This window comes from Micromonospora sp. NPDC005979 (assembly GCF_040614415.1).
Classification (GTDB): domain Bacteria; phylum Actinomycetota; class Actinomycetes; order Mycobacteriales; family Micromonosporaceae; genus Micromonospora.
The window spans coordinates 26,908-47,916 of sequence record NZ_JBEXUR010000016.1 but is presented as its reverse complement, the minus strand read 5'-3'; the positions used below and the strand labels follow the sequence as shown (position 1 = coordinate 47,916).

At 71.6% G+C, this 21,009-nt stretch carries 19 protein-coding genes; 13 read left to right on the top strand and 6 right to left on the bottom strand.

The genetic code is table 11. The annotated features are described in order from the left end of the window. The first annotated feature begins 78 nt into the window (after window positions 1–78). The 5 genes from ABZ272_RS24295 (at window position 79) to ABZ272_RS24275 (ending at window position 2,580) form a co-directional block, all read left to right on the top strand. The gene (locus tag ABZ272_RS24295; RefSeq protein ID WP_355052216.1) at window positions 79–741 is read left to right on the top strand and encodes a nucleotidyltransferase; all 663 of its coding nucleotides are present in this window, start codon (window positions 79–81) and stop codon (window positions 739–741) included. Next, window positions 738–1,013 (top strand): hypothetical protein, encoded by a 276-nt coding sequence (locus ABZ272_RS24290; protein ID WP_355052215.1) that lies wholly within the window; start codon window positions 738–740, stop codon window positions 1,011–1,013. The genes ABZ272_RS24295 and ABZ272_RS24290 overlap by 4 nt, the downstream gene beginning before the upstream one ends. Window positions 1,014–1,023: 10 nt before the next feature. Continuing rightward, complete coding sequence (locus ABZ272_RS24285; protein WP_355052214.1) at window positions 1,024–1,800, top strand: metallophosphoesterase; 777 nt, start codon at window positions 1,024–1,026, stop codon at window positions 1,798–1,800. Then, a complete protein-coding gene (locus ABZ272_RS24280) occupies window positions 1,791–1,934 on the top strand; it encodes a GPGG-motif small membrane protein (protein ID WP_007464364.1) in 144 nt (47 codons plus the stop codon). The genes ABZ272_RS24285 and ABZ272_RS24280 overlap by 10 nt, the downstream gene beginning before the upstream one ends. A 151-nt stretch (window positions 1,935–2,085) precedes the next feature. Further along, window positions 2,086–2,580, top strand: coding sequence for a TspO/MBR family protein (locus ABZ272_RS24275; protein ID WP_355052213.1), 495 nt, complete (start codon window positions 2,086–2,088; stop codon window positions 2,578–2,580). Between the two features lie 48 nt (window positions 2,581–2,628). On the opposite strand, the gene ABZ272_RS24270 is transcribed toward ABZ272_RS24275, so the two are convergent. Further along, on the bottom strand, window positions 2,629–3,402 hold the full coding sequence (locus ABZ272_RS24270; protein ID WP_355052212.1) for a peptidoglycan DD-metalloendopeptidase family protein: 774 nt from the start codon (window positions 3,400–3,402) through the stop codon (window positions 2,629–2,631). 250 nt (window positions 3,403–3,652) lie between these two features. Between ABZ272_RS24270 and ABZ272_RS24265 the strand changes: the two genes are divergently transcribed. The 5 genes from ABZ272_RS24265 to ABZ272_RS24245 all read left to right on the top strand — a co-directional run bounded on the left by ABZ272_RS24265 (window position 3,653) and on the right by ABZ272_RS24245 (window position 9,892). Then, a complete protein-coding gene (locus tag ABZ272_RS24265) occupies window positions 3,653–4,999 on the top strand; it encodes an ABC transporter substrate-binding protein (protein WP_355052211.1) in 1,347 nt (448 codons plus the stop codon). A gap of 70 nt (window positions 5,000–5,069) precedes the next feature. Continuing rightward, on the top strand, window positions 5,070–6,116 hold the full coding sequence (locus ABZ272_RS24260) for a sugar ABC transporter permease (RefSeq protein ID WP_355052210.1): 1,047 nt from the start codon (window positions 5,070–5,072) through the stop codon (window positions 6,114–6,116). Window position 6,117: 1 nt separating this feature from the next. Then, the gene (locus tag ABZ272_RS24255) at window positions 6,118–7,086 is read left to right on the top strand and encodes a carbohydrate ABC transporter permease (RefSeq protein ID WP_355052209.1); all 969 of its coding nucleotides are present in this window, start codon (window positions 6,118–6,120) and stop codon (window positions 7,084–7,086) included. 67 nt (window positions 7,087–7,153) lie between these two features. Beyond that, window positions 7,154–8,200, top strand: a complete 1,047-nt coding sequence (locus ABZ272_RS24250) for a LacI family DNA-binding transcriptional regulator (RefSeq protein ID WP_355052208.1) — start codon at window positions 7,154–7,156, stop codon at window positions 8,198–8,200. A 33-nt stretch (window positions 8,201–8,233) separates the two neighbouring features. Next, window positions 8,234–9,892: a glycoside hydrolase family 13 protein gene (locus ABZ272_RS24245; RefSeq protein WP_355052313.1), complete on the top strand. Its 1,659-nt coding sequence runs from the start codon at window positions 8,234–8,236 to the stop codon at window positions 9,890–9,892. A gap of 322 nt (window positions 9,893–10,214) precedes the next feature. On the opposite strand, the gene ABZ272_RS24240 is transcribed toward ABZ272_RS24245, so the two are convergent. The 3 genes from ABZ272_RS24240 to xylA all read right to left on the bottom strand — a co-directional run bounded on the left by ABZ272_RS24240 (window position 10,215) and on the right by xylA (window position 14,354). Then, window positions 10,215–11,648 carry an MFS transporter gene (locus ABZ272_RS24240; RefSeq protein WP_355052207.1) on the bottom strand — a complete coding sequence of 478 codons (1,434 nt, stop codon included), beginning with the start codon at window positions 11,646–11,648 and terminating at the stop codon, window positions 10,215–10,217. A gap of 90 nt (window positions 11,649–11,738) precedes the next feature. Then, the gene (gene xylB / locus ABZ272_RS24235) at window positions 11,739–13,157 is read right to left on the bottom strand and encodes a xylulokinase (protein ID WP_355052206.1); all 1,419 of its coding nucleotides are present in this window, start codon (window positions 13,155–13,157) and stop codon (window positions 11,739–11,741) included. Window positions 13,158–13,166: 9 nt separating this feature from the next. Beyond that, window positions 13,167–14,354: a xylose isomerase gene (xylA, locus tag ABZ272_RS24230; RefSeq protein WP_355052205.1), complete on the bottom strand. Its 1,188-nt coding sequence runs from the start codon at window positions 14,352–14,354 to the stop codon at window positions 13,167–13,169. Window positions 14,355–14,432: 78 nt separating this feature from the next. On the opposite strand from xylA, the gene ABZ272_RS24225 reads away from it, so the two are divergent. Beyond that, window positions 14,433–15,671: an ROK family transcriptional regulator gene (locus tag ABZ272_RS24225; protein ID WP_355052204.1), complete on the top strand. Its 1,239-nt coding sequence runs from the start codon at window positions 14,433–14,435 to the stop codon at window positions 15,669–15,671. 128 nt (window positions 15,672–15,799) lie between these two features. Further along, a complete protein-coding gene (locus ABZ272_RS24220) occupies window positions 15,800–17,470 on the top strand; it encodes a SpoIIE family protein phosphatase (RefSeq protein ID WP_355052203.1) in 1,671 nt (556 codons plus the stop codon). 18 nt (window positions 17,471–17,488) lie between these two features. Here ABZ272_RS24220 and ABZ272_RS24215 read toward each other — a convergent pair whose 3' ends face one another. Next, window positions 17,489–18,118, bottom strand: coding sequence for a MarR family transcriptional regulator (locus ABZ272_RS24215; RefSeq protein ID WP_355052202.1), 630 nt, complete (start codon window positions 18,116–18,118; stop codon window positions 17,489–17,491). A gap of 96 nt (window positions 18,119–18,214) precedes the next feature. Between ABZ272_RS24215 and ABZ272_RS24210 the strand changes: the two genes are divergently transcribed. Continuing rightward, window positions 18,215–19,348 carry a PP2C family protein-serine/threonine phosphatase gene (locus ABZ272_RS24210; RefSeq protein ID WP_355052201.1) on the top strand — a complete coding sequence of 378 codons (1,134 nt, stop codon included), beginning with the start codon at window positions 18,215–18,217 and terminating at the stop codon, window positions 19,346–19,348. 9 nt (window positions 19,349–19,357) lie between these two features. On the opposite strand, the gene ABZ272_RS24205 is transcribed toward ABZ272_RS24210, so the two are convergent. Continuing rightward, window positions 19,358–20,842 (bottom strand): sugar transferase, encoded by a 1,485-nt coding sequence (locus ABZ272_RS24205; RefSeq protein WP_355052200.1) that lies wholly within the window; start codon window positions 20,840–20,842, stop codon window positions 19,358–19,360. Window positions 20,843–21,009 lie beyond the last annotated feature (167 nt).

Here is a 21,009-nt window from a genome sequence, read left to right as displayed (position 1 = left end):
CTATCCGACCGATGCCCGCCTCCTGCGATCTTTGTTCCCGTTTGCTCCGGTTGACACCCGACCGCGACCAGAGCAGGTGTGGGCGACCGGAATGCCGGGTACGGGGGTTCGAATCCAACCGCCTGTCCACCACGACACGACCGACGGGAGACCCAGATGGCTGAGCGCGGGGACGAGAGTCTGGTGCACACCCTGAAAAAGGTCGCCGCCGTGCTCAAGCAGTCCGAGATTCCGTTCGCCCTGGGCGGCAGCTTCGCCGTCTACGCCCACGGCGGCCACTCCAGCGACCACGACGTCGACTTCCTCATCCGCGAGGCCGACGTCGAACGGTCGCTGGAGGCGCTGGTCGCCGCCGGCTTCCGCGCCGAGCGCCCGCCGGAGGACTGGCTCGTCAAGGTCTTCGACGAGGAGCGGATGGTGGACCTGATCCACCGGCCCATCGAGACGCCGGTGACCGAGGAGACGTTCGCCGACACCGTCGTGCGGCCGGTGGACGCCATCCACATGCCGGTCCTGTCCGCCACCCAGCTCATGGTGCACAAGCTGCTGAGCTTCTCGCAGCACTACTGCGACTTCGCCCGCGGCCTGCCGCTGGCCCGGTCGCTGCGGGAGCAGATCGACTGGGAACGGGTACGCAAGGAGACGCAGCACTCGCCGTACGCCGAGGCGTTCCTGGTGTTGCTGGACCGGCTGGAGGTGGTGCCGGAGCCCGGCACCCCGGCAGGAGAGGAGACACCGTGACGAACGATCAGGCCGGTGGCGCGGCGCCACCCGACGAGTACGTCGAAGCGGAGATCCAACGGTCGCTCACCGAGGATCCGGCCGTCGCCGAACAGGGGATCACCGTCGTCCGACGCGATGACGTCCTCGTGCTCCACGGCGAGGTGGAGAGCCCGCACCGGCGGGAGGAGATCCTGCGTCTCGTGGCGGAGCGTTTCCCGGACGTGCCGATCACCAGCGACATCGGGGTGATCCGCGTCCAGGCGCCCACGGAGATCGAGCAACTGCCCTGAGGGAGGTTTCATGGTGATCCGGATCGCCGCCGTGGGCGACGTGCATCTGGACGAGGACGTGGTCGGCCGGTTCCGCCCGGCGCTGGAGGAGCTGCCGGAGTGCGCCGACGTGCTGCTGCTGGCCGGCGACCTGACCCGGCACGGCACCGAGGCCGAGGCGCGCTGCGTCGCGCAGGAGTTCGGTGGGCTTGCCGTACCGGTGGTCACCGTGCTGGGCAACCACGACCACCAGTGTGATCAGGTGCCACAGGTGGTGAAGGTGCTCGAGGACGCGGGCATCACCGTGCTGGAGGGCAACGGCGTCGTCCTGGACTGTGCGGGCGGCCGGCTCGGCATCGCCGGGGTCAAGGGCTTCGGCGGAGGGTTCGCCGGCCGGTGCGCGAGCGACTTCGGCGAGCCGGAGATGAAGGCGTTCGTCCGGACCACCAACGAGAGCGCGGACCGCCTGGGAGAGGCCCTGCGCTCGCTGGAGTGCGACCTGCTGGTCGCGCTCACGCACTACGCCCCGGTCCCCGACACGCTGGTCGGCGAGCCGCTGGAGATCTACCCGTTCCTGGGGTCGTACCAGTTGGGGCAGGCGATCGACTCGGCGCCGACCGCCCTGGCCCTGCACGGGCACGCGCACGCCGGCACCGAGCGGGGGATGACCCCGGGAGGGGTACGCGTGCGCAACGTGGCGCACCCGGTGATCAAGCAGGCGTACAGCGTCTTTCATGTCGGGGATCAACTCGACACGGACCAGGTTTCCCCGATCGGAGGGTCGGGTATTCAGAGGTCATGGAGCTGATTCTCTGGATTCTCGCAGTCGTACTCGTGGTCGCCGGCATCCTCGCGCTGTTCCGCCGGCAGATCCTGTGGGGCATCGTCCTCATCGTCGTCGGGCTGCTCGTCGGCCCGGGTGGTGTCAGCATCTTCAATTGACGCTCGTACCTCATAACCACATCCGCACGCACACCGGGACCCGTCGGGGTCGCCGCGACCGGAGCTTCGTCCTCCCGACAGAAGCACCGGCCGCAGCGGCCCCGGCGCTTTTTTTGGGTTTGACCGGACGCCGGGCGGAAATATCTCGACGATGGAGATATCTCGCGAGGCAGGGCCGACCTCCCGTCGGCGGTCGCGCTGGGCGCTCGCCGCCTTCGCGGCGGCGGTCTTCGTCGCGGCCGCGATCGGCGGGCTCGGTGTGCGGGGCACCACCGACGAGTACGCGAGCCTGCGCCAGCCGGACTGGGCCCCGCCGTCGTGGCTCTTCGGCCCGGTCTGGACGGTTCTCTACGCGCTGATCGCGGTCGCTGGCTGGCTGGTCTGGCGTCGGGTCGGCTTCTCCCCCGCCCTGTGGGCGTGGTCCGCCCAACTCGTGCTCAACGCCATCTGGACGCCGCTGTTCTTCGGCGCGGGCCAGTACGGGCTCGCGTTCGCCGAGATCGTGGTGATGTGGCTGGCGATCGGCCTCACCGTTGTGCTCTTCGCCCGGGTGTCCCGGGTCGGGGCGGCGCTGCTGCTGCCGTACTGGGCGTGGGTCACCTTCGCCGCCGCGCTGAATCTGTCGATCTGGCGGCTCAACGTCTGACCGCCCGACCGGTCTCCGGCGGGTCACCCCGCCGGAGACCACCAGAGGTCAGCAGCGGGGCACGTTCGGGATGTATCCGTCGTAACCGGTGTAGACGTACGCGTCGGCGATGTAGCGGCCGCTACCGATGCGGTCCCAGATCGAGCTGGTGCCGTAGGTACCGGTGACGGTGGTGCCGCTGGTCTGGCAGGAGATGGTCACCCGGGTGCCGTCGGCGACGGTGCCCACCGAGGCGTACCCGGTGCCGGGGCCGGAGCGGACGGTCAGCGGCGTGCCACTGGTGTCGACCGTGCCGTTACCGCTGCCCGACGAGCAACCGTTGTCGCTGGTGTAGGTCTTGGTCCCCCAGTACAGGCCGAGGGTGCCGTTGAACCGGACCTGCACGTCGTTGCCGTTGAGGCGCTGCTCGTAGTGCAGGTGCGGGCCGGTGGACCCGCCGGTGCTGCCGACCCAGCCGATCACCTTGCCGTACCCGACGGTCTGCCCGACCGAGACGTTGAAGCCGTTGAGGTGGGCGTAGTAGGTCGTGTAACCGCCACCGTGGTCGATCCGGACGTACTTGCCGTAACTGGTGCCGCCGAGGTCGGTGACCCGGTCGACCGTGCCGGGAGCGCTCGCCACCACCGGGTCGCCCAGGTCGTCGGTGCGGTTGAAGTCGACGGCGTACGCCGGGCTGTGGTCCGACCGGGTCTGCCCCGACCAGGCTTGACCGCACGGGAACGGCACCTTGAAGCTCGGCGCGGCCAGGGCCGGGCTCGCCGGCGCGACGGCCCCTCCGACGAGCAGGCCGGTCACCAGCAGGCTGATCCACCGCTTACGCATCCAGCTCCTCCTATGTGCAAAACCTTCGATGAGGTGCCTTCAGCCTGACAGAAATCGCCAGTCACCGGAAGAGGCCGGACCTACGCCCGAGAACGCGCCCAGCCGGCGGACACGAGGTTTCGGGATTGTTACTCGCTCGTGTCTGACAGGGGGTGGACCAGACCTGATGCAAGCGCTTACATGTGTGCACGCCCAATCGGACCGGCGCGGGTCACCAGCGGAGACCACGCCGGCTAGGAAGGAGGACGGCATGGCGGTCTTTACCAGACCACGCCAGGCCTTCGTGATCGCCGGTGTACTCGGGCTGGCGTTCAGCGCCACCGCTTGCGGTACCGGCAATGACAAGAAGAGCGACAAGGCGGGATCCGCCGAATGTGCCCCGTACGAGAAGTACCAGGGCAACGACGGCAAGAAGGTCTCGATCTACGCGTCCATCCGTGACGCCGAGGCCGACCTGCTCGAGCGTTCGTGGTCGCAGTTCACCGACTGCACCGGCATCGAGATCGCCTACGAGGGCAGCGGCGAGTTCGAGGCGCAGCTCCCCGTCCGGGTCGACGGCGGTAACGCCCCCGACATCGCGTTCGTGCCCCAGCCGGGCCTCGTGAAGCGGTTCGCGGACGCCGGCAAGCTGAAGTCCCTCGGCGCCGACACCAAGACCATGGCCGAGCAGAACATGCCGGCCGACTGGCTGAAGTACGGCACCGTCAACGGGACGCTCTACGGCGTGCCGCTCGGCGCGAACGTCAAGTCCTTCGTCTGGTACTCCCCCAAGACCTTCAAGGAGAAGGGCTGGGAGGTTCCGACCACCTGGGACCAGCTCATCGCGCTGAGCGACAAGATCGCCGCGAGCGGCATGAAGCCGTGGTGCGTGGGCGTCGAGTCCGGTGACGCCACCGGCTGGCCGGCCACCGACTGGATCGAGGACGTGATCCTGCGGACGCAGGGCCCCGAGGTCTACGACCAGTGGACCACCCACGCCATCCCGTTCAACGACCCGAGGATCGTCGACGCGGTCGACCGCGCCGGCAGCATCCTCAAGAACGAGAAGTACGTCAACGGCGGCTTCGGCGGCGTCAAGAGCATCACCACCACCGCCTTCCAGGAGGCGGGTCTGCCGGTGACCACCGGCAAGTGCGCGATGCACCGGCAGGCGTCGTTCTACGCCAACCAGTTCCCCGAGGGCACCAAGGTGGACGAGAACGGTGACGCCTTCGCGTTCTACTTCCCGACCATCGACCCGGCCAAGGGCAAGCCGGTCCTGGGCGCTGGCGAGTTCGTCGTCGCGTACGCCGACCGTCCCGAGGTGCAGGCGGTGCAGACCTACCTCGCCTCCGGCGAGTACGTGAACAGCCGCGCGAAGCTCGGCAACTGGGTCACGGCGAACAACAAGCTGGACATCGCCAACGTGGCCAGCCCGATCGACAAGCTGTCCGTCCAGATCCTGCAGGACAAGACGGGCACCTTCCGCTTCGACGGATCCGACCTGATGCCGGCCGCCGTCGGCGCGGGAACGTTCTGGAAGGGCATGGTCGACTGGCTGAACGGCAAGCAGACCGCCCCGGTGCTCCAGGGCATCGAGAGCAGCTGGCCGAAGTGATCACGGCGGTGGCCCGGTTCGCGCACGCGAGCCGGGCCACCGGCCGATCCGGACCCGAGAGGGAGGGTTGATGGAGTTCGACTTCGCCGACGAGCAGCCGAAGCTCCTCATGCTGATGTACGGGCTGGTCGCCTTCGTGGTGGTGGTGGGTGGTCTGCTCCTGCTGCTCGACGTGGTGCCTGCCTGGTTCGCCCGACGGCGGGAGGCCCAGCTCGTCGCCGCCTCCATCAGCGGCACGCCGCTGACCCGGCGACCCAAGCAGCGGGAAGGGCTCTTCGCCCTGTTCTTCCTGCTGCCGACGCTGCTGCTGCTCACCATCGGTCTTGTCGTACCGGCCATCCGCACCATGCTGCTCTCGCTGATGAACGGGGGCAGCACCGAATGGGTGGGGCTGCGCAACTACAGCTGGATGTTCTCCGACAACTCCATGGTCCGGGTTCTGATCAACACCCTGGTCTGGGTGCTGCTGGTCCCGCTGGTGGCCACCGCGTTCGGCCTCATCTACGCCGTACTCGTGGACAAGGCCCGCTTCGAGGCGATCGCCAAGTCACTGATCTTCCTGCCGATGGCCATCTCGTTCGTCGGCGCGAGCATCATCTGGAAGTTCGTCTACGCGTACCGCGGCGACGGCGACCAGATCGGTCTGCTCAACCAGATCGTCGTCAGCCTCGGCGGTGAGCCGAAGCAGTGGCTGCTCGAGTCACCGCTGAACACGCTGCTGCTGATCGTCATCATGGTCTGGATCCAGGCCGGCTTCGCCATGGTGGTGCTCTCCGCCGCGATCAAGGCCATCCCCGGCGACATCGTCGAAGCCGCCCGGCTCGACGGCGTCAGCCCGTGGCAGATGTTCTGGCAGATCACCATGCCGAGCATCCGGCCGGCGCTGATCGTCGTGGCGGTGACGCTCACGATCGCCACGCTCAAGGTCTTCGACATCGTCCGGACCTCGACCAACGGCAACTACGACACCAGCGTGATCGCCAGCGAGATGTACAACCAGGCCTTCCGGTACGGCCAGAACGGGCAGGGCTCCGCGCTCGCGGTCTTCCTCTTCATCCTGGTCATCCCGGTCGTGATCTACCAGATCCGCAACCTCCGTCGTCAGCGGGAGGGCTGAGATGACCACCGCAACGCCCACCGTCGCCGCCGGCGCCCAGAAGACCGCCGACGGGACGTCCAGCACCGCCGGCCGGGTCCGCAAGCGGCTGAACAGCCGTACCGCGACGCTCGTCTCGATCGTCATCGCGGTGGTCTGGACCATCCCGACCTTCGGCCTGCTCGTCTCCTCCCTCCGACCCGAGGACGAGATCAAGACGACCGGCTGGTGGACGGCGTTCACCAACCCGCAGTTCACCTTGGAGAACTACCAACAGGTCCTCTTCGGGCGGTCCGCGTCGTCGGGGCAGCTCGCCAGCTACTTCATCAACTCGCTGGCGATCACCATCCCGTCGGTGCTCTTCCCGCTGGCCTTCGCCTCGCTGGCCGCGTACGCGCTGGCGTGGATCAACTTCCGCGGGCGGGACTGGCTCTACATCGCGATCTTCGCGTTGCAGATCGTCCCGCTGCAGATGGCCCTGGTGCCGCTGCTGAAGTTCTTCTCCACCGGCGTCAGCCTCGGTGGCGTCACCCTGATGCCGGCGTGGGACCTGGTGGACGAGCAGAAGTTCGCCCAGGTGTGGTTCGCGCACACGTGTTTCGCGCTTCCGTTCGCGGTGTTCCTGCTGCACAACTTCATCTCGCAGCTCCCCGGAGACCTGATGGAGGCGGCCCGGGTCGACGGGGCCACGCACCCGAAGATCTTCCGCACCATCGTGCTGCCGCTGATCACTCCGGCGCTGGCCGCGTTCGGCATCTTCCAGTTCCTCTGGGTCTGGAACGACCTGCTGGTCGCGCTGATCTTCGCCGGTGGCGGCAACGAGACCGCGCCGCTCACGGTCCGGTTGGCCGAGATGGCCGGCACCCGGGGTAACGAGTGGCAGCGGCTCACCGCTGGCGCGTTCGTCTCGATCGTCGTACCGCTCGTCGTATTCCTGTCCCTACAGCGCTTCTTCGTGCGAGGTCTACTCGCCGGCAGCGTCAAGGGCTGACCCGCTTGCCCGCCGCCGCCCGGCCCCTGAAGGCGGCGGCGGGCGACGGGTATCGAGCGGGGGAACCGTGACGAGAATTGATGATGTGGCTCGGCTGGCCGGGGTCTCCACGGCCACCGTCTCGCGGGCCCTGCGCGGGCTGCCGACGGTCTCGGCCGCCACCCGACGCCGCGTCCTCGCGGCCGCCGAGCAGCTCGACTACGCGGTATCGCCGAGCGCGTCCCGGCTCGCCGGTGGTCGCACCGGCACGGTCGCGGTGGTCGTACCCCGGATCACCCGCTGGTTCTTCAGCACCGTCGTCGAGGCCGTCGAGGAGCACCTCCACCATTCCGGCTACGACCTGCTGCTCTACAACCTCGGCGGTCGGGAGCAGATCCGCCAGCGGGTGCTGCGTACGGCCAACCTCCACAAGCGGGTGGACGCCATCATGCTGGTCGCCACGCCGCTGCGCCCGGCCGACCTGACCGCCCTGGCCGCCCTGGACCTGCCCGGCGTGACCATCAGCTCGGGGAGCCGGGTCCCCAACTGGCCCTGCGTACGCATCGACGACGTGGCCGCCTCACGGATGGCCACCCGGCACCTGCTCGACCTCGGCCACCGTCGGATCGCGCACATCTCGGGCGACCCCGACGACGAACTGGCCTACACCACCCACCTCGACCGACGCCGGGGCTACCAGACCGAACTGCGGTCCGCCGGCCTGCGACCCGATCCGAGCCTCGACGTCGAGTCGTCGTTCACCATCGACGGTGGCAACCGGGCCGCCGCCGAACTACTGGCCCGCGGTGAGCCACCCACGGCGATCGTCGCGGCGTGCGACGAGATGGCGATGGGCGCGATGACCGCGCTGCGCGATGCCGGTCTGCGCGTACCGCAGGACGTCAGCGTGGTCGGCATCGACGACCACGACCTCGCCGGGGTGCTGGGCCTCAGCACCGTGGCCCAGCCGGCCGCGGAACAGGGCCGGCTGGCCGCCCGGATACTGCTCGACCCGCTCGGGGCCCGCACGCTAGGCCCGGTCGTCGGTCAACGGACCGCCGAGGGCGACTCGCCGGTGATCCTGCCCACTCGGCTGGTCGTCCGGGAGTCCACCGCACCGCCCCGGGCACACTGAAACATCAACCACGGCACGACACGGGAGACGACCCTGAACACCGACCCGACGCAGCAGACCGCCACCGGCTGGTGGACCGAGGCCGCCATCTACCAGATCTACCCGCGTTCGTTCGCCGACTCCAACGGCGACGGAATCGGTGACCTGCCGGGCATCACCGCCCGCCTCGACCACCTGGTCGAGCTGGGGGTGGACGCGGTGTGGCTGTCCCCGTTCTATCCGTCGCCGCAGGCCGACGCGGGCTACGACGTGGCCGACTACCGGGACGTCGACCCGCTGTTCGGCACCCTCGCCGACGCGGACAAGCTGATCGCCGAGGCCCGCTCGCGCGGCCTTCGGGTGATCGTCGACCTGGTGCCCAACCACACCTCCTCGGCGCACCGCTGGTTCCAGGAGGCCCTGGCCGCCGCCCCGGGCAGCGCTCAGCGGTCCCGGTACATCTTCCGGAACGGCCTCGGCCCGGCCGGGGAGCAGCCGCCGAACGACTGGCAGAGCGTCTTCGGCGGTCCGGCGTGGACCCGCACGGTCGACCCGGACGGCCAGCCCGGCCAGTGGTACCTGCACCTGTTCGACACCGGCCAGCCGGACCTCAACTGGGACAACCCGGAGGTACACGAGGAGTTCCTGGACGTCCTGCGGTTCTGGCTGGACCGGGGGGTGGACGGTTTCCGCGTCGACGTGGCGCACGGCCTCATCAAGCAGGCGAACCTGCCCGACTGGCAGGAGCCCCAGGAGATCCTCTCCGGCAACGAGATCGACAAGCCGCGACCGCCGATGTGGGACCAGGAGGGCGTGCACGAGATCTACCGGCAGTGGCGGCAGGTCCTGGACGGCTACCCCGGCGAACGGGTGCTGGTCGCCGAGGCGTGGGTCGAGCCGGCCGAGCGGCTGGCCCGCTACGTCCGCCCGGACGAGATGCACCAGGCGTTCAACTTCGAGTACCTGCTCGCCGCGTGGACCGCGCCGGCCCAGTACGCGGTGATCACCCGGTCCCTGGAAGCGACCGACTCGGTGGGCGCGCCGACGACCTGGGTGCTGTCCAACCACGACGTGGTGCGGCACGCCTCCCGGCTCGGCCTGGCGATCGGTGGCGGCCGGCCCAACGGCATCGGCATCGGTGACCCGCAGCCGGACGCCGCGCTCGGCCTGCGTCGGGCTCGGGCGGCCACCCTGCTGATGCTCGCCCTGCCCGGCTCCGCGTACCTCTTCCAGGGCGAGGAGCTGGGCCTGCCCGAGCACACCACCATGCCGGACGAGGCCCGCCAGGACCCGACCTGGGCGCGCAGCGGGCATACCCAGCGAGGCCGGGACGGCTGCCGGGTGCCGATCCCGTGGGAGGCCGACGCGCCGTCGTACGGCTTCGGGCCCACCGACGCCAGTTGGCTGCCGCAGCCGCCGTCCTGGGCGGAGTACGCGCTGGACCGGCAGCGCGACGTGCCCGGCTCGACGTACGAGCTGTACCGCGCGGCGCTGCGGCTACGCCGCGCCCACGGTCTGGGCCGGGGCACGCTCGAGTGGGTCTCCTCCAATGACGAGACGCTGGTGTTCCGCAACGGCGACCTGACGGTGCTGACCAACTTCGGAGACGCCCCCGTGCCGGTACCGGCCAACGCCGAGGTGCTCGCCGCCAGCGCCCCACTGACCGACCAGGGCGCGGTCCCCACCGACGTGACGGTCTGGCTGCACGGCTGACCCACCCGATCGACCGCTGCACCGCCCCGACCGCCCCACCGCCCCCACCGACCACCGCTTCCAGCGCGCCGGGTCGGTGGGGCGGTCCGGGGGGCGGCGGCGGCGGCGGGGGCGGGGGCGGGGTGAGCATCACGCCCTTTGCTCTGCTTCAACCCAGGCAACACGTAAGGGCGCCAACTGTTGCCGGGGTTGAAGCAGAGCAAAGGAGGCGCTGGCACTACCCGGACCGGGGAGAGGCGGCCCGATGACCGGGTGGTGAGAAGGAGGTCCAAGCCCTCCAGAAGACCAGCCAGCGAGCCGGCGCGGGCACGCGGCGGCGGCGTCAGAGGCGTTCGGCTCGGGTGTGGAGCAGGTTGTGCACGTTGTCGATGTCGGTCGGCGAGCTGCGCGAGGCGAGCCAGTACATGACGCCGGTGGGAATGAAGAAGAGTTGGAACGCGGCCAGGCCGACGGCGAAGTTCAGGGGCGGCGGAAACGCCGTTCGCAGCCCCTGGAAGGCTCCCCAGACCAGCCCGTTGCCGGCCGCCCGGCCGACGCCGTTGACCAGGTTGCCGAGGCTGTAGACGGTCCCCCGGTGCTCCGGCGGGTTCACGTCGGCGATCAGCGCGAACCAGTTCGGCGAGTTGGCCGACGTCAACGCGAGCGCCACCACGGCGGTGAGCAGGCTCAGCCCCACCGACGGCTCGGTGAACACACTGGCCAGCACCGCGCCGACGACCGCGCCGCCGCTCCCGCCGTCCGGCACGTCGATGGTCACCGGCACGAAGAACAACACCAGGTAGAACGGGAGCGCGGCGAGGATGCCGACCGCCGCGACCACTGCCCGGCCCCGGGGGGTACGCCGCTGCGCCGCGTCGCCGACGAGCCCGCCCACGATGGAGAGGACCCCGCCGAGTTGGAAGAGGGTGGCGAAGACGCTGCCGACCACCACGGCGGTCGACTCCGAGTAGCCCTGGGCCTCGGCCCGCTCGGCGAAGAGCCTCGGCAGCCACACCAGTGAGCCGAAGGCGGCCTGCGCGGTCAGGCCCTGCAGGATCAGCCACCGGTTGGTCCGCCGGTCCAGGATGCGCGGCAGGTCGGCCCGGCTGATCCGGTAGTCGTACTCGGCACCGGAGTCCAGGGCGTCCACCAGCTCCGGTTGGCTCTGGCCGCGACGGATGTCGTACGTGAACAGGTACGCCACGGTGGCGGTCAGCCCCACCCCGGTGAGCAGCAGGAACGGCCGCCGCCAGTCGGTGGCGCCGAGGAGCCCACCGACGAGCGTGCCAGCGAGCGTGCCGACGCCCTGGGAGAGCCCCCAGAAGCTCATCACCAACCCGCGGCGGGCCGGTGAGATCAGGTCGGTGACCACCGAGAAGCCGACCGAGCCGACCGCGCCGAGGCCGACCGCCGCGACGAACTGGGCGGCCAGGAACGTGAGGTACCCGCCGGCGAGCGCGCTGCCGCCGGTGCCCGCCGCCCAGAGCAGCGTGCCCACCATGAGCAGCGGCTTACGGTTGCCGCGGTCCCCGACGTACGCCCAGCCGACCGCGGCCACCGCGCTGACCAGGAAGCTGACGGCGGTGACCACGCCCAGCAGCCCGGTCGACACGTCGAACGTGCGGGCGATCGGCCCGTACAGCGGTGGGACCAGTCCGATCGCCACGTTGTCCAACGAGGCGAGCACCACGAACACCACGACGCTGTACAGCCGGTGCGCCGGACCACCGCCCCGGCCGCGCGCGCGTTGCTCCCGCCCGCCACTGGTCACCGTCATGACCCGCAGCCAATCAGACCCGGGCGACCAGGTTGGCACGCGGGTGGGCGTCGATCACCGTTGACCGACGCCCACCCGGTCGACCGACGCTCAGCGCCGGTCGAGCACCAGCCCGCGAGCCGCGGCGTACTGGTCACGGACGGCGGGGACGGGCTCCGCCGCGTACTCCTCGGTGCCCTTGACGTCCCACTGCGGCGGCGTCGCACCGCCCAGGGCGACCCAGGCGGCCTGGCGGGCGGCCCCGTCGGCGACGTACTCCCCGGCGGGTGGGACGACGACCGGGCAGCCGAAGACCTGCGGCGCGATCCGGCGGACCGCGGCCGACCGTGCCCCGCCGCCGACCAGGATGACCCGGCGGACGGTGGCCCCCTGCGCGGTCAGCGCGTCCAGGCCGTCGGCGAGGGCGCAGAGCATGCCCTCCACGGCGGCCCGGGCCAGGTGCGCGGGGGTCGAGGTGCGCAGGGTCAGGCCATGGACCGCACCGGTGGCCAGCGGACGGTTGGGCGTCCGCTCGCCCTCCAGGTAGGGCACCATGACCAGCCCGTCCGCGCCGGCGGGAGCGGAGAGGGCCAGCTCGGCGAGTTCGTCCAGGCTGACGCCGAGCATCGTGGCGGCGGCGTCCAGCACGCGTGCGGCGTTGAGCGTGCACACCAGCGGCAGGAAGCGACCGGACGCGTCGGCGAAGCCGGCCACCGCACCGCTGTCGTCGGCGGCCGGGACGTCGGCCACGCTGAAGACGGTGCCGGAGGTGCCGATCGAGACGACCACGTCGCCGGGACCGGCGCCGACACCGAACGCGGCGGCGGCGTTGTCGCCCGTGCCCGCCCCCAGCAGGGCGTCACCCCACTCCCCGGTCAGGCGACCGGCCGACTCGGCCGGGCCCAGCACCTCGGGCACCACGAGCTGCCGGCCGAACGCCCGTTCCAGCAGGTCCGGACGGTAGGTGCCGGTGGCCGGGGACCAGTAGCCGGTGCCGCTGGCATCCCCCCGGTCGGTTCGCAGCGCGGACAGGCCGGGCGCGCCGGCCAGCCGCCAGGTCAGCCAGTCGTGCGGCAGGCACACGGCGGCCACCCGGGCGGCCTGCTCCGGCTCGTGCCGGGCCAGCCACCGCAGCTTGGTGATGGTGAAGCTCGCCACCGGCACGCTGCCGGTGGCGTCGGCCCAGAAGCGACGCCCCGCCGCGCCGCCGCCGGCCTCCTCGACGAGGTCGGCGGCGGCGTCGGCGGAGCGGGTGTCGTTCCACAGCAGGGCCGGACGGACCACCTGGCCGCCCTCGTCGAGGCAGACCATGCCGTGCTGCTGGCCGGCGACCGAGACCGCCGCGACGTCGGCCAGCCCACCGGCCTCGTCGACGGCGCCGCGAAGCGCCTGCCACCAGGCTTCCGGGTCGACCTCGGTGCCGTCCGGGTGCGGCGCCCGGCCCTGCCGGAGCAGGGCGCCGGTCTCCGCGTCCCGGATGACCACCTTGCAGGACTGTGTGGACGAGTCAACGCCCGCGACCAGCGGCATGGCGGGGCCTCAGCGGGCGCCGAGCAGGTGCTCGACGGCGAGCTGGTTGAGCCGGACGAAGGCGAAGCCCCGGGCGGCCACCGCGTCCACGTCGACGTCCTCGAACGCGGAACGGTCGGCCAGGAACTCCTCGTAGCCCTCGCCGTCGCCCAGCGTCGGCGTGCTCAGCTCGCCCACCTTGCTGGCGGCCAGCGCCTCAACGACCTCCGGGTCGGCGCGGAACGCCGCGGCGCGCTCCTTGAGCAGCAGGTACGTGCTCATGTTGGCCGCCGCCGACGCCCACACCCCGTCCATGTCCTCGGTACGCGACGGCTTGTAGTCGAAGTGCCGGGGACCGTCGTAGGTCGGCCCGCCGTTCGGGCCACCGTTCTCCAGGAGGTCCACCAGGGCGAACGCGTTCATCAGGTCACCGTGACCGAAGACCAGGTCCTGGTCGTACTTGATGCCACGCTGGCCGTTGAGGTCCAGGTGGAACAGCTTGCCCTGCCAGAGCGCCTGGGCGATGCCGTGGGCGTAGTTGAGCCCGGCCATCTGCTCGTGTCCGACCTCGGGGTTGAGGCCGACCAGCTCCGGGTGCTCCAGCTGGGAGATGAAGCCGAGCGCGTGCCCGATGGTGGGCAGCAGGATGTCGCCGCGCGGCTCGTTCGGCTTGGGCTCCAGGGCGAAGCGCAGGTTGTAGCCCTTGTCGATGGAGTACTGGGTGAGCAGGTTGACGGCCTCGCGGTAGCGGTCCAGCGCGGCCTGGACGTCCTTGGCGAGGTCGTACTCGGAGCCCTCGCGGCCACCCCACATGACGAAGGTGCTCGCGCCCAGCTCGGCCGCCAGGTCGACCTGGCGCAGCACCTTGCGCAGCGCGAAACGGCGGACGTCGCGGTCGTTGCTGGTGAAGCCGCCGTCCTTGAAGATCGGGTGGGTGAAGAGGTTGGTGGTGACCATGGGCACCACCAGGCCGGTCTCGTCGAGGGCCTTGCGGAACCGCGCGATGTGCTGGTCGCGGGTCGCGGCGTCCGCGCCGAACGGGATCAGGTCGTCGTCGTGGAAGGTGATGCCGTACGCGCCGAGCTCGGCGAGCCGGTGCACCGCCTCGACGGCGTCCAGCTCGGGGCGGGTCGCGTCGCCGAACGGGTCGCGGGCCTGCCAGCCCACGGTCCAGAGCCCGAAGGAGAACTTGTCGGCGGGGGTGGGACGAGGTGCCATGGGTGACCTCCGGGATGGTGGTGTCAGGTATTTGTTCAGCGATTGAATTATTTGCCCGCCCTATGGCAGTGTCAAGGGGTGAGCCCCACCCACGCCCCGGTCGGCGCGGCCCGTCAGGGCAGCCTGCGCGAACTCAACCTCGCCCTGGTCCTCGGCCGGATCGCCGCCGCCGACCGACCCCCGTCCCGCGCCGACCTGGCCACGGCCACCGGGCTGACCCGGGCCACCGTCTCCGCGGTCGTCGAGGACCTGCTAGCGGGCCAACTGGTCAGCGAGGCCGAGCCAGCGCCCCGGGCCGGCGCCGGCCGCCCGGCACGCGGACTGGTCCTGGCCGACCAGGGCCCGGCCGGGCTCGGGCTCGAAGTCAACGTCGACTATCTGACGGTATGCGTCGTCGACCTCGCCGGCCAGGTCCGCCACCGCACCGTGCACCGCGCCGATCTGCGCCCCGTCGCGCCCGAGGACGCCCTGGCCCGCCTCGTCGACCTGGCCCGGCAGGCCCGCGCCGACGCGGCCCGGCAGGGCCTCACGCTCGCCGGGGCCGCGCTCGCCGTACCCGGCCTGATCGACGACTCCGGGCAGGTCCGGCTCGCGCCGAACCTCGGCTGGCGGGACGTGCCGGTGCCCGAGCTGCTGAGCGCGCACCCACCCCTCACCGATCGGGTACCGGACGTACCGGCCCTAGTGGTGGACAACGAGGCCAACCTCGCCGCGCTCGGCGAGCTGCACTCCCGACCGCCCGGCCCGGCCAGCTTCCTGCACATCTCCGGCGAGGTCGGCATCGGCGCGGGGATCGTCCTGGACGGCGCGCTGTTCCGGGGCGCACGCGGCTGGAGCGGCGAGATCGGGCACCTGCCGGTACACCCGCAGGGGCGGCCCTGCCGCTGCGGGGGGCGCGGCTGCCTGGAGCAGTACGCCGGTCAGGAGGCGATCGTGGCCGCTGCCGGACTGGTACGGGCGGAGCTACCCGCCGACACCGCGACGGCCCGCCTGGCCGAGTTGGCCGAGGCCGGCGAGCCGGCCGCGCTGCGCGCCCTGAACGACGCCGGCACCGCCCTCGGGGTGGCGGTCGCCGGTGTGGTGAACCTGCTGGACCTGGACACCGTGGTACTCGGCGGCGGGTACGCCCCGCTCGCCCCCTGGCTCTGCCCACCGGTGCTCGCCGAGATCAAGGCCCGGGTGCTCACCGCCGCCTGGTCACCGGTCACGGTCCGCCCGTCGACCCTCGGGCCGGAGGCCGCCGCCGTGGGCGCGGCCGGCTCGGTGGTACGGCGGATCGTCGCCCGACCCGCCGGCTGGCTGAACCGCGCCGGCTGATTACCGGCGACGCGTTCTGGGAGTGTGTCGGTGCGGCTCGGTACCCTTGCCGTCGAGCAACGATCGGCAGGCGAGGAGCGCGGGAGCGGTATGCGTACAGGTCGTCGGACGCGGGCCGGCGTCGGGCGGTGACCACGACCCAACGGGGCGGCTCGGCCGGTCCGGTCGGCGGGGACGGGCAGACATCGCGCCGTCCGACCCGCCACCCCGGCACCGGGCTGCCCGCCGACCCGCCGCTGGCCCGCGAGCTGCTCGACGGGCTCGCCGAGGCGGTGCTGACGACCGACGCGGGCGGCCGGGTGACCCTGGTCAACGCCCGGGCGGTCGAGCTGCTCCCGGAGATCGTCGCGGGCATCGAGCTGTCCGGGTGCCCGATGACGGCGCTGGCCCGAGCCGTCCGCGACGGCACCGCCGCGTTCGAGGCCGAGCACCACGGCCGCCACCTGCGTGGCACCCGGCGGCAGCTCGCCGGCGACCGGTACGCCTGGTACGTCCGCGACGTCACCGAGGAGCACGCCCGCACCGACGCCCTGCTGGCCGAACGCTCCCGCACCGCCTTCCTCGCCCGGGCCGGCAGCCGGCTCGGGCTCTCGCTGCACCGGGACCAGACACTCCGCACCACCGTGACCCTCGCCGTGCCGTACCTGGCCGACGCCGCCGTGGCGCTGCTCCGCCCGCCCGCGCCGGCCGAGCCGCATCCCCGCTTCACGCGGTACGCCGACGACGAGCCGGCCCCGGTGACCGGGGTGGCCGATGAGGAGCTGAGCGACCTCGTCCCCGATCTCGGCGCGGCGTTCGACGGCGACCTCGACGATCCGACCCAGTGGCCGGACACCCACGTCGCCGGGCTGACCGCCCTGCTTCCGCCCAGCTTCGGCCGGCCCGGCGCGGCGCTGGTCAGCCCGATACGTGGCCCCGGCGGCCCGGCCGGCGCCCTGCTGCTCGTCCGCCGTGCCGGGCGGGCCGACTTCGACTCCCGCGACCGCGAGCTGGCCCGCGAATTCGCCGCGCGGGCCGGCGCGGCGCTGGCCGCCGCCGAGCTGTACGGCGAGCAGGCCCACCTGGCCCGGGTGTTGCAGACCAGCCTGCTCCCGCCGGAGCTGCCGACGGTGCCCGGCGTACGCATGGCCGGCGGCTACCGGTCCGCGGGCGACACACTTCGCATCGGTGGGGACTTCTACGAGGTGTTCCCGCACCCGCGCGGCGCACTGTTCGCGCTGGGCGACGTGGCCGGCAAGGGTGTCGGCGCGGCTGTGCTGACCGGGCGGGTCCGCCAGTCGCTACAGACGCTACGGCTCGTCGAGCAGCGCCCCCTGGAGCTGATCCACCTGCTCAACCGCACCCTGTTCGACGCGCCCGACGCGGCACGGCGCAGCCAGCTCACCACCCTGCTGCTCGGGTGGATGGAGCACGGACCGACGGGGGTGGATCTCCGGATCGCCGGCGGTGGCCACCCCGCACCGCTGCTGGTCACCGCCGCCGGTTCCGTCACGGGCGTCCCGGTCGGCGGTATGCCGGTCGGCGCGCTGACCGACGCCCGGTTCACCGAGGTACGGGTGCACCTCGATCCGGGCGATCTGCTCCTCGCGTACACCGACGGGGTGACCGAGGCGAGCGGCGGCCCGGCGCACGCGGAGAAGTTCGGCGAACGCCGGCTGCGCGGCGCACTCGCCGCGGCGGCCGGTCTGCCTCCGGCGGTCCTGGTCGACAGGCTGCTCCAGGTGGTCGACGATTGGGTGGGCGGGCAGGCCGCCGACGACATCGCCATGCTGGCGGTGTGCGCGTCGACACCGGGCTGAACCCCGCGGTTCGACCCCTCAGGCGGTCCGCGCCACCGGTGGCTCGCCGGCGGACCAGTCGCGGGGCGCGCCCACCGTCCGCTCCGGTTTGGCCGCCCCGCCCTGCCACACCCCTCGACTGGGCTGGTCCGGGTGCTCCGACGACTTGCGCGCCGGGCCGTCGGGCCGGTCCGGGTCCTGCGGCCATTCGTCCCGCCCGCGCGGGGAGTCCCCGTCGTCCGGCGCTCTCCGCGCGCGCTGCCGGCGGGCGACCTCGTCGAACTCCCGCACCCCGCTCACCAGCGCGGCGCGACCCGCCGGGCTCATCGCGGCCAACACGGCGGCCAGCCGCTCCTGGCGGTCTTTGCGCAGCTCCGCGAGGAGTCGCCGGGCCTCCGGGGTGAGGTGCAGGGAAATTTCCCGCCGGTCGAAGCGCCCCGGCTCGCGCTCGAGCATGCCCGCCGCGACCAACCTGTCACACAGGCGGCTGGCGGAACTCAGCAACATGTCCAGACGGGTGGCGAGCCGGCGTAGGTTGATCCCGTCGTACTGCTCGACCACCATCACCGCCCGTAGTTGGGCACCGGAGACCCGGCTGGCGGTCGCCTCGCGGGCGGAATCCCAGACACCCAGCAGGGCACCCGCCGCCGCGTCCAATGCGGCAGCCATACTCGTCGTAGGGTCCGGCGGACCGTTGTGTTCGGCCATGGTGGCCCGAGACTACTCCGAACCCAGAGGTGGTCGAGCTCGGATGAAAGAGGCCTGATGAGCAAACCGGTCAATCGGGCACGACGCAGCCTGAACGAGACATCCGCCGACCGTCTCGTGGCTGGGGTCCGCGCCGTTCTCAACGAGGCGTACGGGATCTCCGAGGCGGAGCTGTACCAGGTCGACTACCGCCTCGCGGAGCTGCTGCCCCTCACCGAAGGTGACTCTCTCCGGGGCGCCGGCCACCCCGCGTGGCGTGCCTTCGATCACCAGTCCCCCGTCCTGGTCGACGGCGTCGCCTGGCTTCCGGTGAGCATGCGCGGCGAACGCCGGGGCGTCCTGCGCCTGGCGCCGGTGGTCGACGACCCCTCGGTGCTCGCCGCGCTGGCCGACATCGCCACCTCGCTGGCACACGAGGTGGCCGCCGTCACCCCCGGCACCGACGTCTACAGCGTGGCCCGACGCAGCCAGCGGCTCACCCTGGCCGCCGAGATGCAGTGGGACCTGCTGCCCGGCCGGAGCCGGATCCGCCCCTCGTTCAGCCTGGCCGGGCAGCTCGAACCGGCGTACGCCGTGCGTGGTGACAGCTTCGACTGGTCCGACGACGGGGAACGGCTCTGGCTCTCCACGATCAACGGCAGCGGTGAGGGTGTCGCGGCATCGCTGCTCACGTCGCTGGCCACCCACGCGCTGCGCAACGCCCGCCGGGCCGGCCTCGGCCTGGGCGATCAGGCCGCCCTCGCCGACCAGGCCATCTACGACGAGTACCGGGGCAAGCGGCACCTCTCCGCGCTGCTGATGGAGCTGGACCTGCGCTCCGGGACGATGACCGTGGTGGACGCCGGCTCGCCACGGCTCGTCCTCCTGCGCCGGGGTGAGGTCACCGAACAGCCGCTGGAGGCGCAGTTCCCGCTCGGCATGTTCGAGGCGACCGACTACCACGAGCAGACGTTCACGCTGGAACGCGGTGACCGGCTGTTCGTCGTCAGCGACGGCGTCGTGGACGCCACCGGGCAGAGCGTCCGCTACGGCGAGACGGCACTGGACCGGTTCCTGCGGCGGACGGGGCCGATGGAGCCGCTGGACGCCGTCCGGTCGCTCCTCGGCGACCTGCGCGCCTTCGTGGCCGGCGACCTCGTTGACGACGCCGTGGTGGTCTGCCTGGACTGGACCGGCCCGCAGCAGCGGTGAGCGTGGCGGTCAGTAGGCGCCGCGACTGTTCAACACCGCGCCGGCGGTCTTCCAGAGGATGGTGAGGTCGGCGGCGAGCGACCAGTTCTCCACGTAGTAGAGATCGAGTCGGATGCCGTCCTCCCAACTGAGGTCGGACCGGCCACTGACCTGCCACAGCCCGGTCATGCCGGGCTTGACCAGCAGTCGCCGGGCCACGTCGCCGTCGTAGCGGGCCACCTCGGACGGGAGTGGCGGACGCGGACCGACGAGGCTCATCTGGCCCAGCAGGACGTTGACCAGCTGCGGCAGCTCGTCCAACGACCACTTGCGCAGCAGCCGGCCGACCCGGGTCACCCGCGGGTCGTCGCGCATCTTGAACATCAGGCCGTCGGTCTCGTTCCGGGCCGCCAGCTCGGCGAGCAACGCGTCCGCGTTGACCACCATCGTCCGGAACTTGAACACCCCGAACTCCTGCCCGCCCCGCCCCACCCGGACCTGCCGGAACAACACCGGCCCGCGGCTGTCCAGCTTGATGGCAAACGCGATGACCGCGATCAGCGGCAGGAGCAGCGCCAGGGCGACCGACGAGATCGACCGGTCGACGAAACCCTTGACCAACTTGCGCGCGCCGCGGAACTCGGGCGCCTCGACGTGGATCAGGGGCAGCCCGGCGACCGGGCGGGTGTGGATCCGCGGACCCGCCACGTCGGTGAGGGCGGGGGCCACGACGAGGTCGACGCCGGTCCCCTCCAACTGCCAGCCGAGTCGACGCAGTCGGGCCGCGGTCAGCTCACCGGAGGCGGTCACCGCCACGGTGTCCGCGCCGATCGCGGTCACGGCCTCCGGGATGCCCCGGAAGGATCCCACCACCGGTACGTCACCGAGCCGCTGCGCCACCGGCGCCAGCAGCGCGTCGGGGATGCACGCGCCGACCACCTGGTAGCCGGCGTACGGCTCGCGGCGCAGGGTGTGCACCAGTTCCAGGACGTGCGCGGTGTCGCCGACGACGAGCACCCGGCGGGACCAGCCGGCGCCCTTCGAGCGGGCCCGGTGCAGCCGTTTGCGCGCCGCGAACCGGGTCACCTCCAACCCGACCGTGCCGACCGCGAAGGAGATGCCGAGGAAACCCCGGGAGACGCCGACGTCGGCGATGTAGCCGGCGATGGCGATCGCGCCGGCCAGTCGCAGGCTCGCCGAGCTGACCCGCCGGTACTCGTCCGCCCCGTAGCCGACGACCCGGTCGTCGTAGCACCCGAGCGCCTTGAGGGAGATCAGCCAGGCCAGGACCAGGCCGGGGGCCACCAGCACGTACGGGATCTTGGAGCCGACCGGCTCCTCGTCACCGAACCTGCCGACGTATCCGACGAGCAGCGCGATGATGAGGACGGTGGTGTCCAGCACCACCAGGACCCGGATGTAGGAACGTTCGTCGGCACGGGCCACCAGTCCGCTCGGACGGTCCTTCGGCGGCGCCGAGGTGTCGGCGGGGGTCAACAGTGTCGCGGTCGTCACCGGCCCTCCCACTCTGTTCAGGACGGCCCCGGCCGACGGGTCGGGCCGAAGGCGGACCGACATTGCCGGAACACGTCGACATCCTGCCCTGACAACTATGACTGCCGATTGCTTCCGACGTATTGCCGTCACTTTTCTTCAATCCCCTGGCCACACAAGGAACCCGC

Bases quoted from the DNA above. Each gene is read 5' to 3' on its own strand.
- xylB (WP_355052206.1), bottom strand. From the start codon at position 13,157: ATGCCGCTGGTCGCGGGCGTTGACTCGTCCACACAGTCCTGCAAGGTG.
- ABZ272_RS24270 (WP_355052212.1), bottom strand. From the start codon at position 3,402: ATGCGTAAGCGGTGGATCAGCCTGCTGGTGACCGGCCTGCTCGTCGGA.
- ABZ272_RS24260 (WP_355052210.1), top strand. From the start codon at position 5,070: ATGGAGTTCGACTTCGCCGACGAGCAGCCGAAGCTCCTCATGCTGATG.
- ABZ272_RS24265 (WP_355052211.1), top strand. From the start codon at position 3,653: ATGGCGGTCTTTACCAGACCACGCCAGGCCTTCGTGATCGCCGGTGTA.
- xylA (WP_355052205.1), bottom strand. From the start codon at position 14,354: ATGGCACCTCGTCCCACCCCCGCCGACAAGTTCTCCTTCGGGCTCTGG.
- ABZ272_RS24280 (WP_007464364.1), top strand. From the start codon at position 1,791: ATGGAGCTGATTCTCTGGATTCTCGCAGTCGTACTCGTGGTCGCCGGC.
- ABZ272_RS24285 (WP_355052214.1), top strand. From the start codon at position 1,024: ATGGTGATCCGGATCGCCGCCGTGGGCGACGTGCATCTGGACGAGGAC.
- ABZ272_RS24275 (WP_355052213.1), top strand. From the start codon at position 2,086: ATGGAGATATCTCGCGAGGCAGGGCCGACCTCCCGTCGGCGGTCGCGC.
- ABZ272_RS24240 (WP_355052207.1), bottom strand. From the start codon at position 11,648: ATGACGGTGACCAGTGGCGGGCGGGAGCAACGCGCGCGCGGCCGGGGC.
- ABZ272_RS24255 (WP_355052209.1), top strand. From the start codon at position 6,118: ATGACCACCGCAACGCCCACCGTCGCCGCCGGCGCCCAGAAGACCGCC.
- ABZ272_RS24210 (WP_355052201.1), top strand. From the start codon at position 18,215: ATGAGCAAACCGGTCAATCGGGCACGACGCAGCCTGAACGAGACATCC.
- ABZ272_RS24215 (WP_355052202.1), bottom strand. From the start codon at position 18,118: ATGGCTGCCGCATTGGACGCGGCGGCGGGTGCCCTGCTGGGTGTCTGG.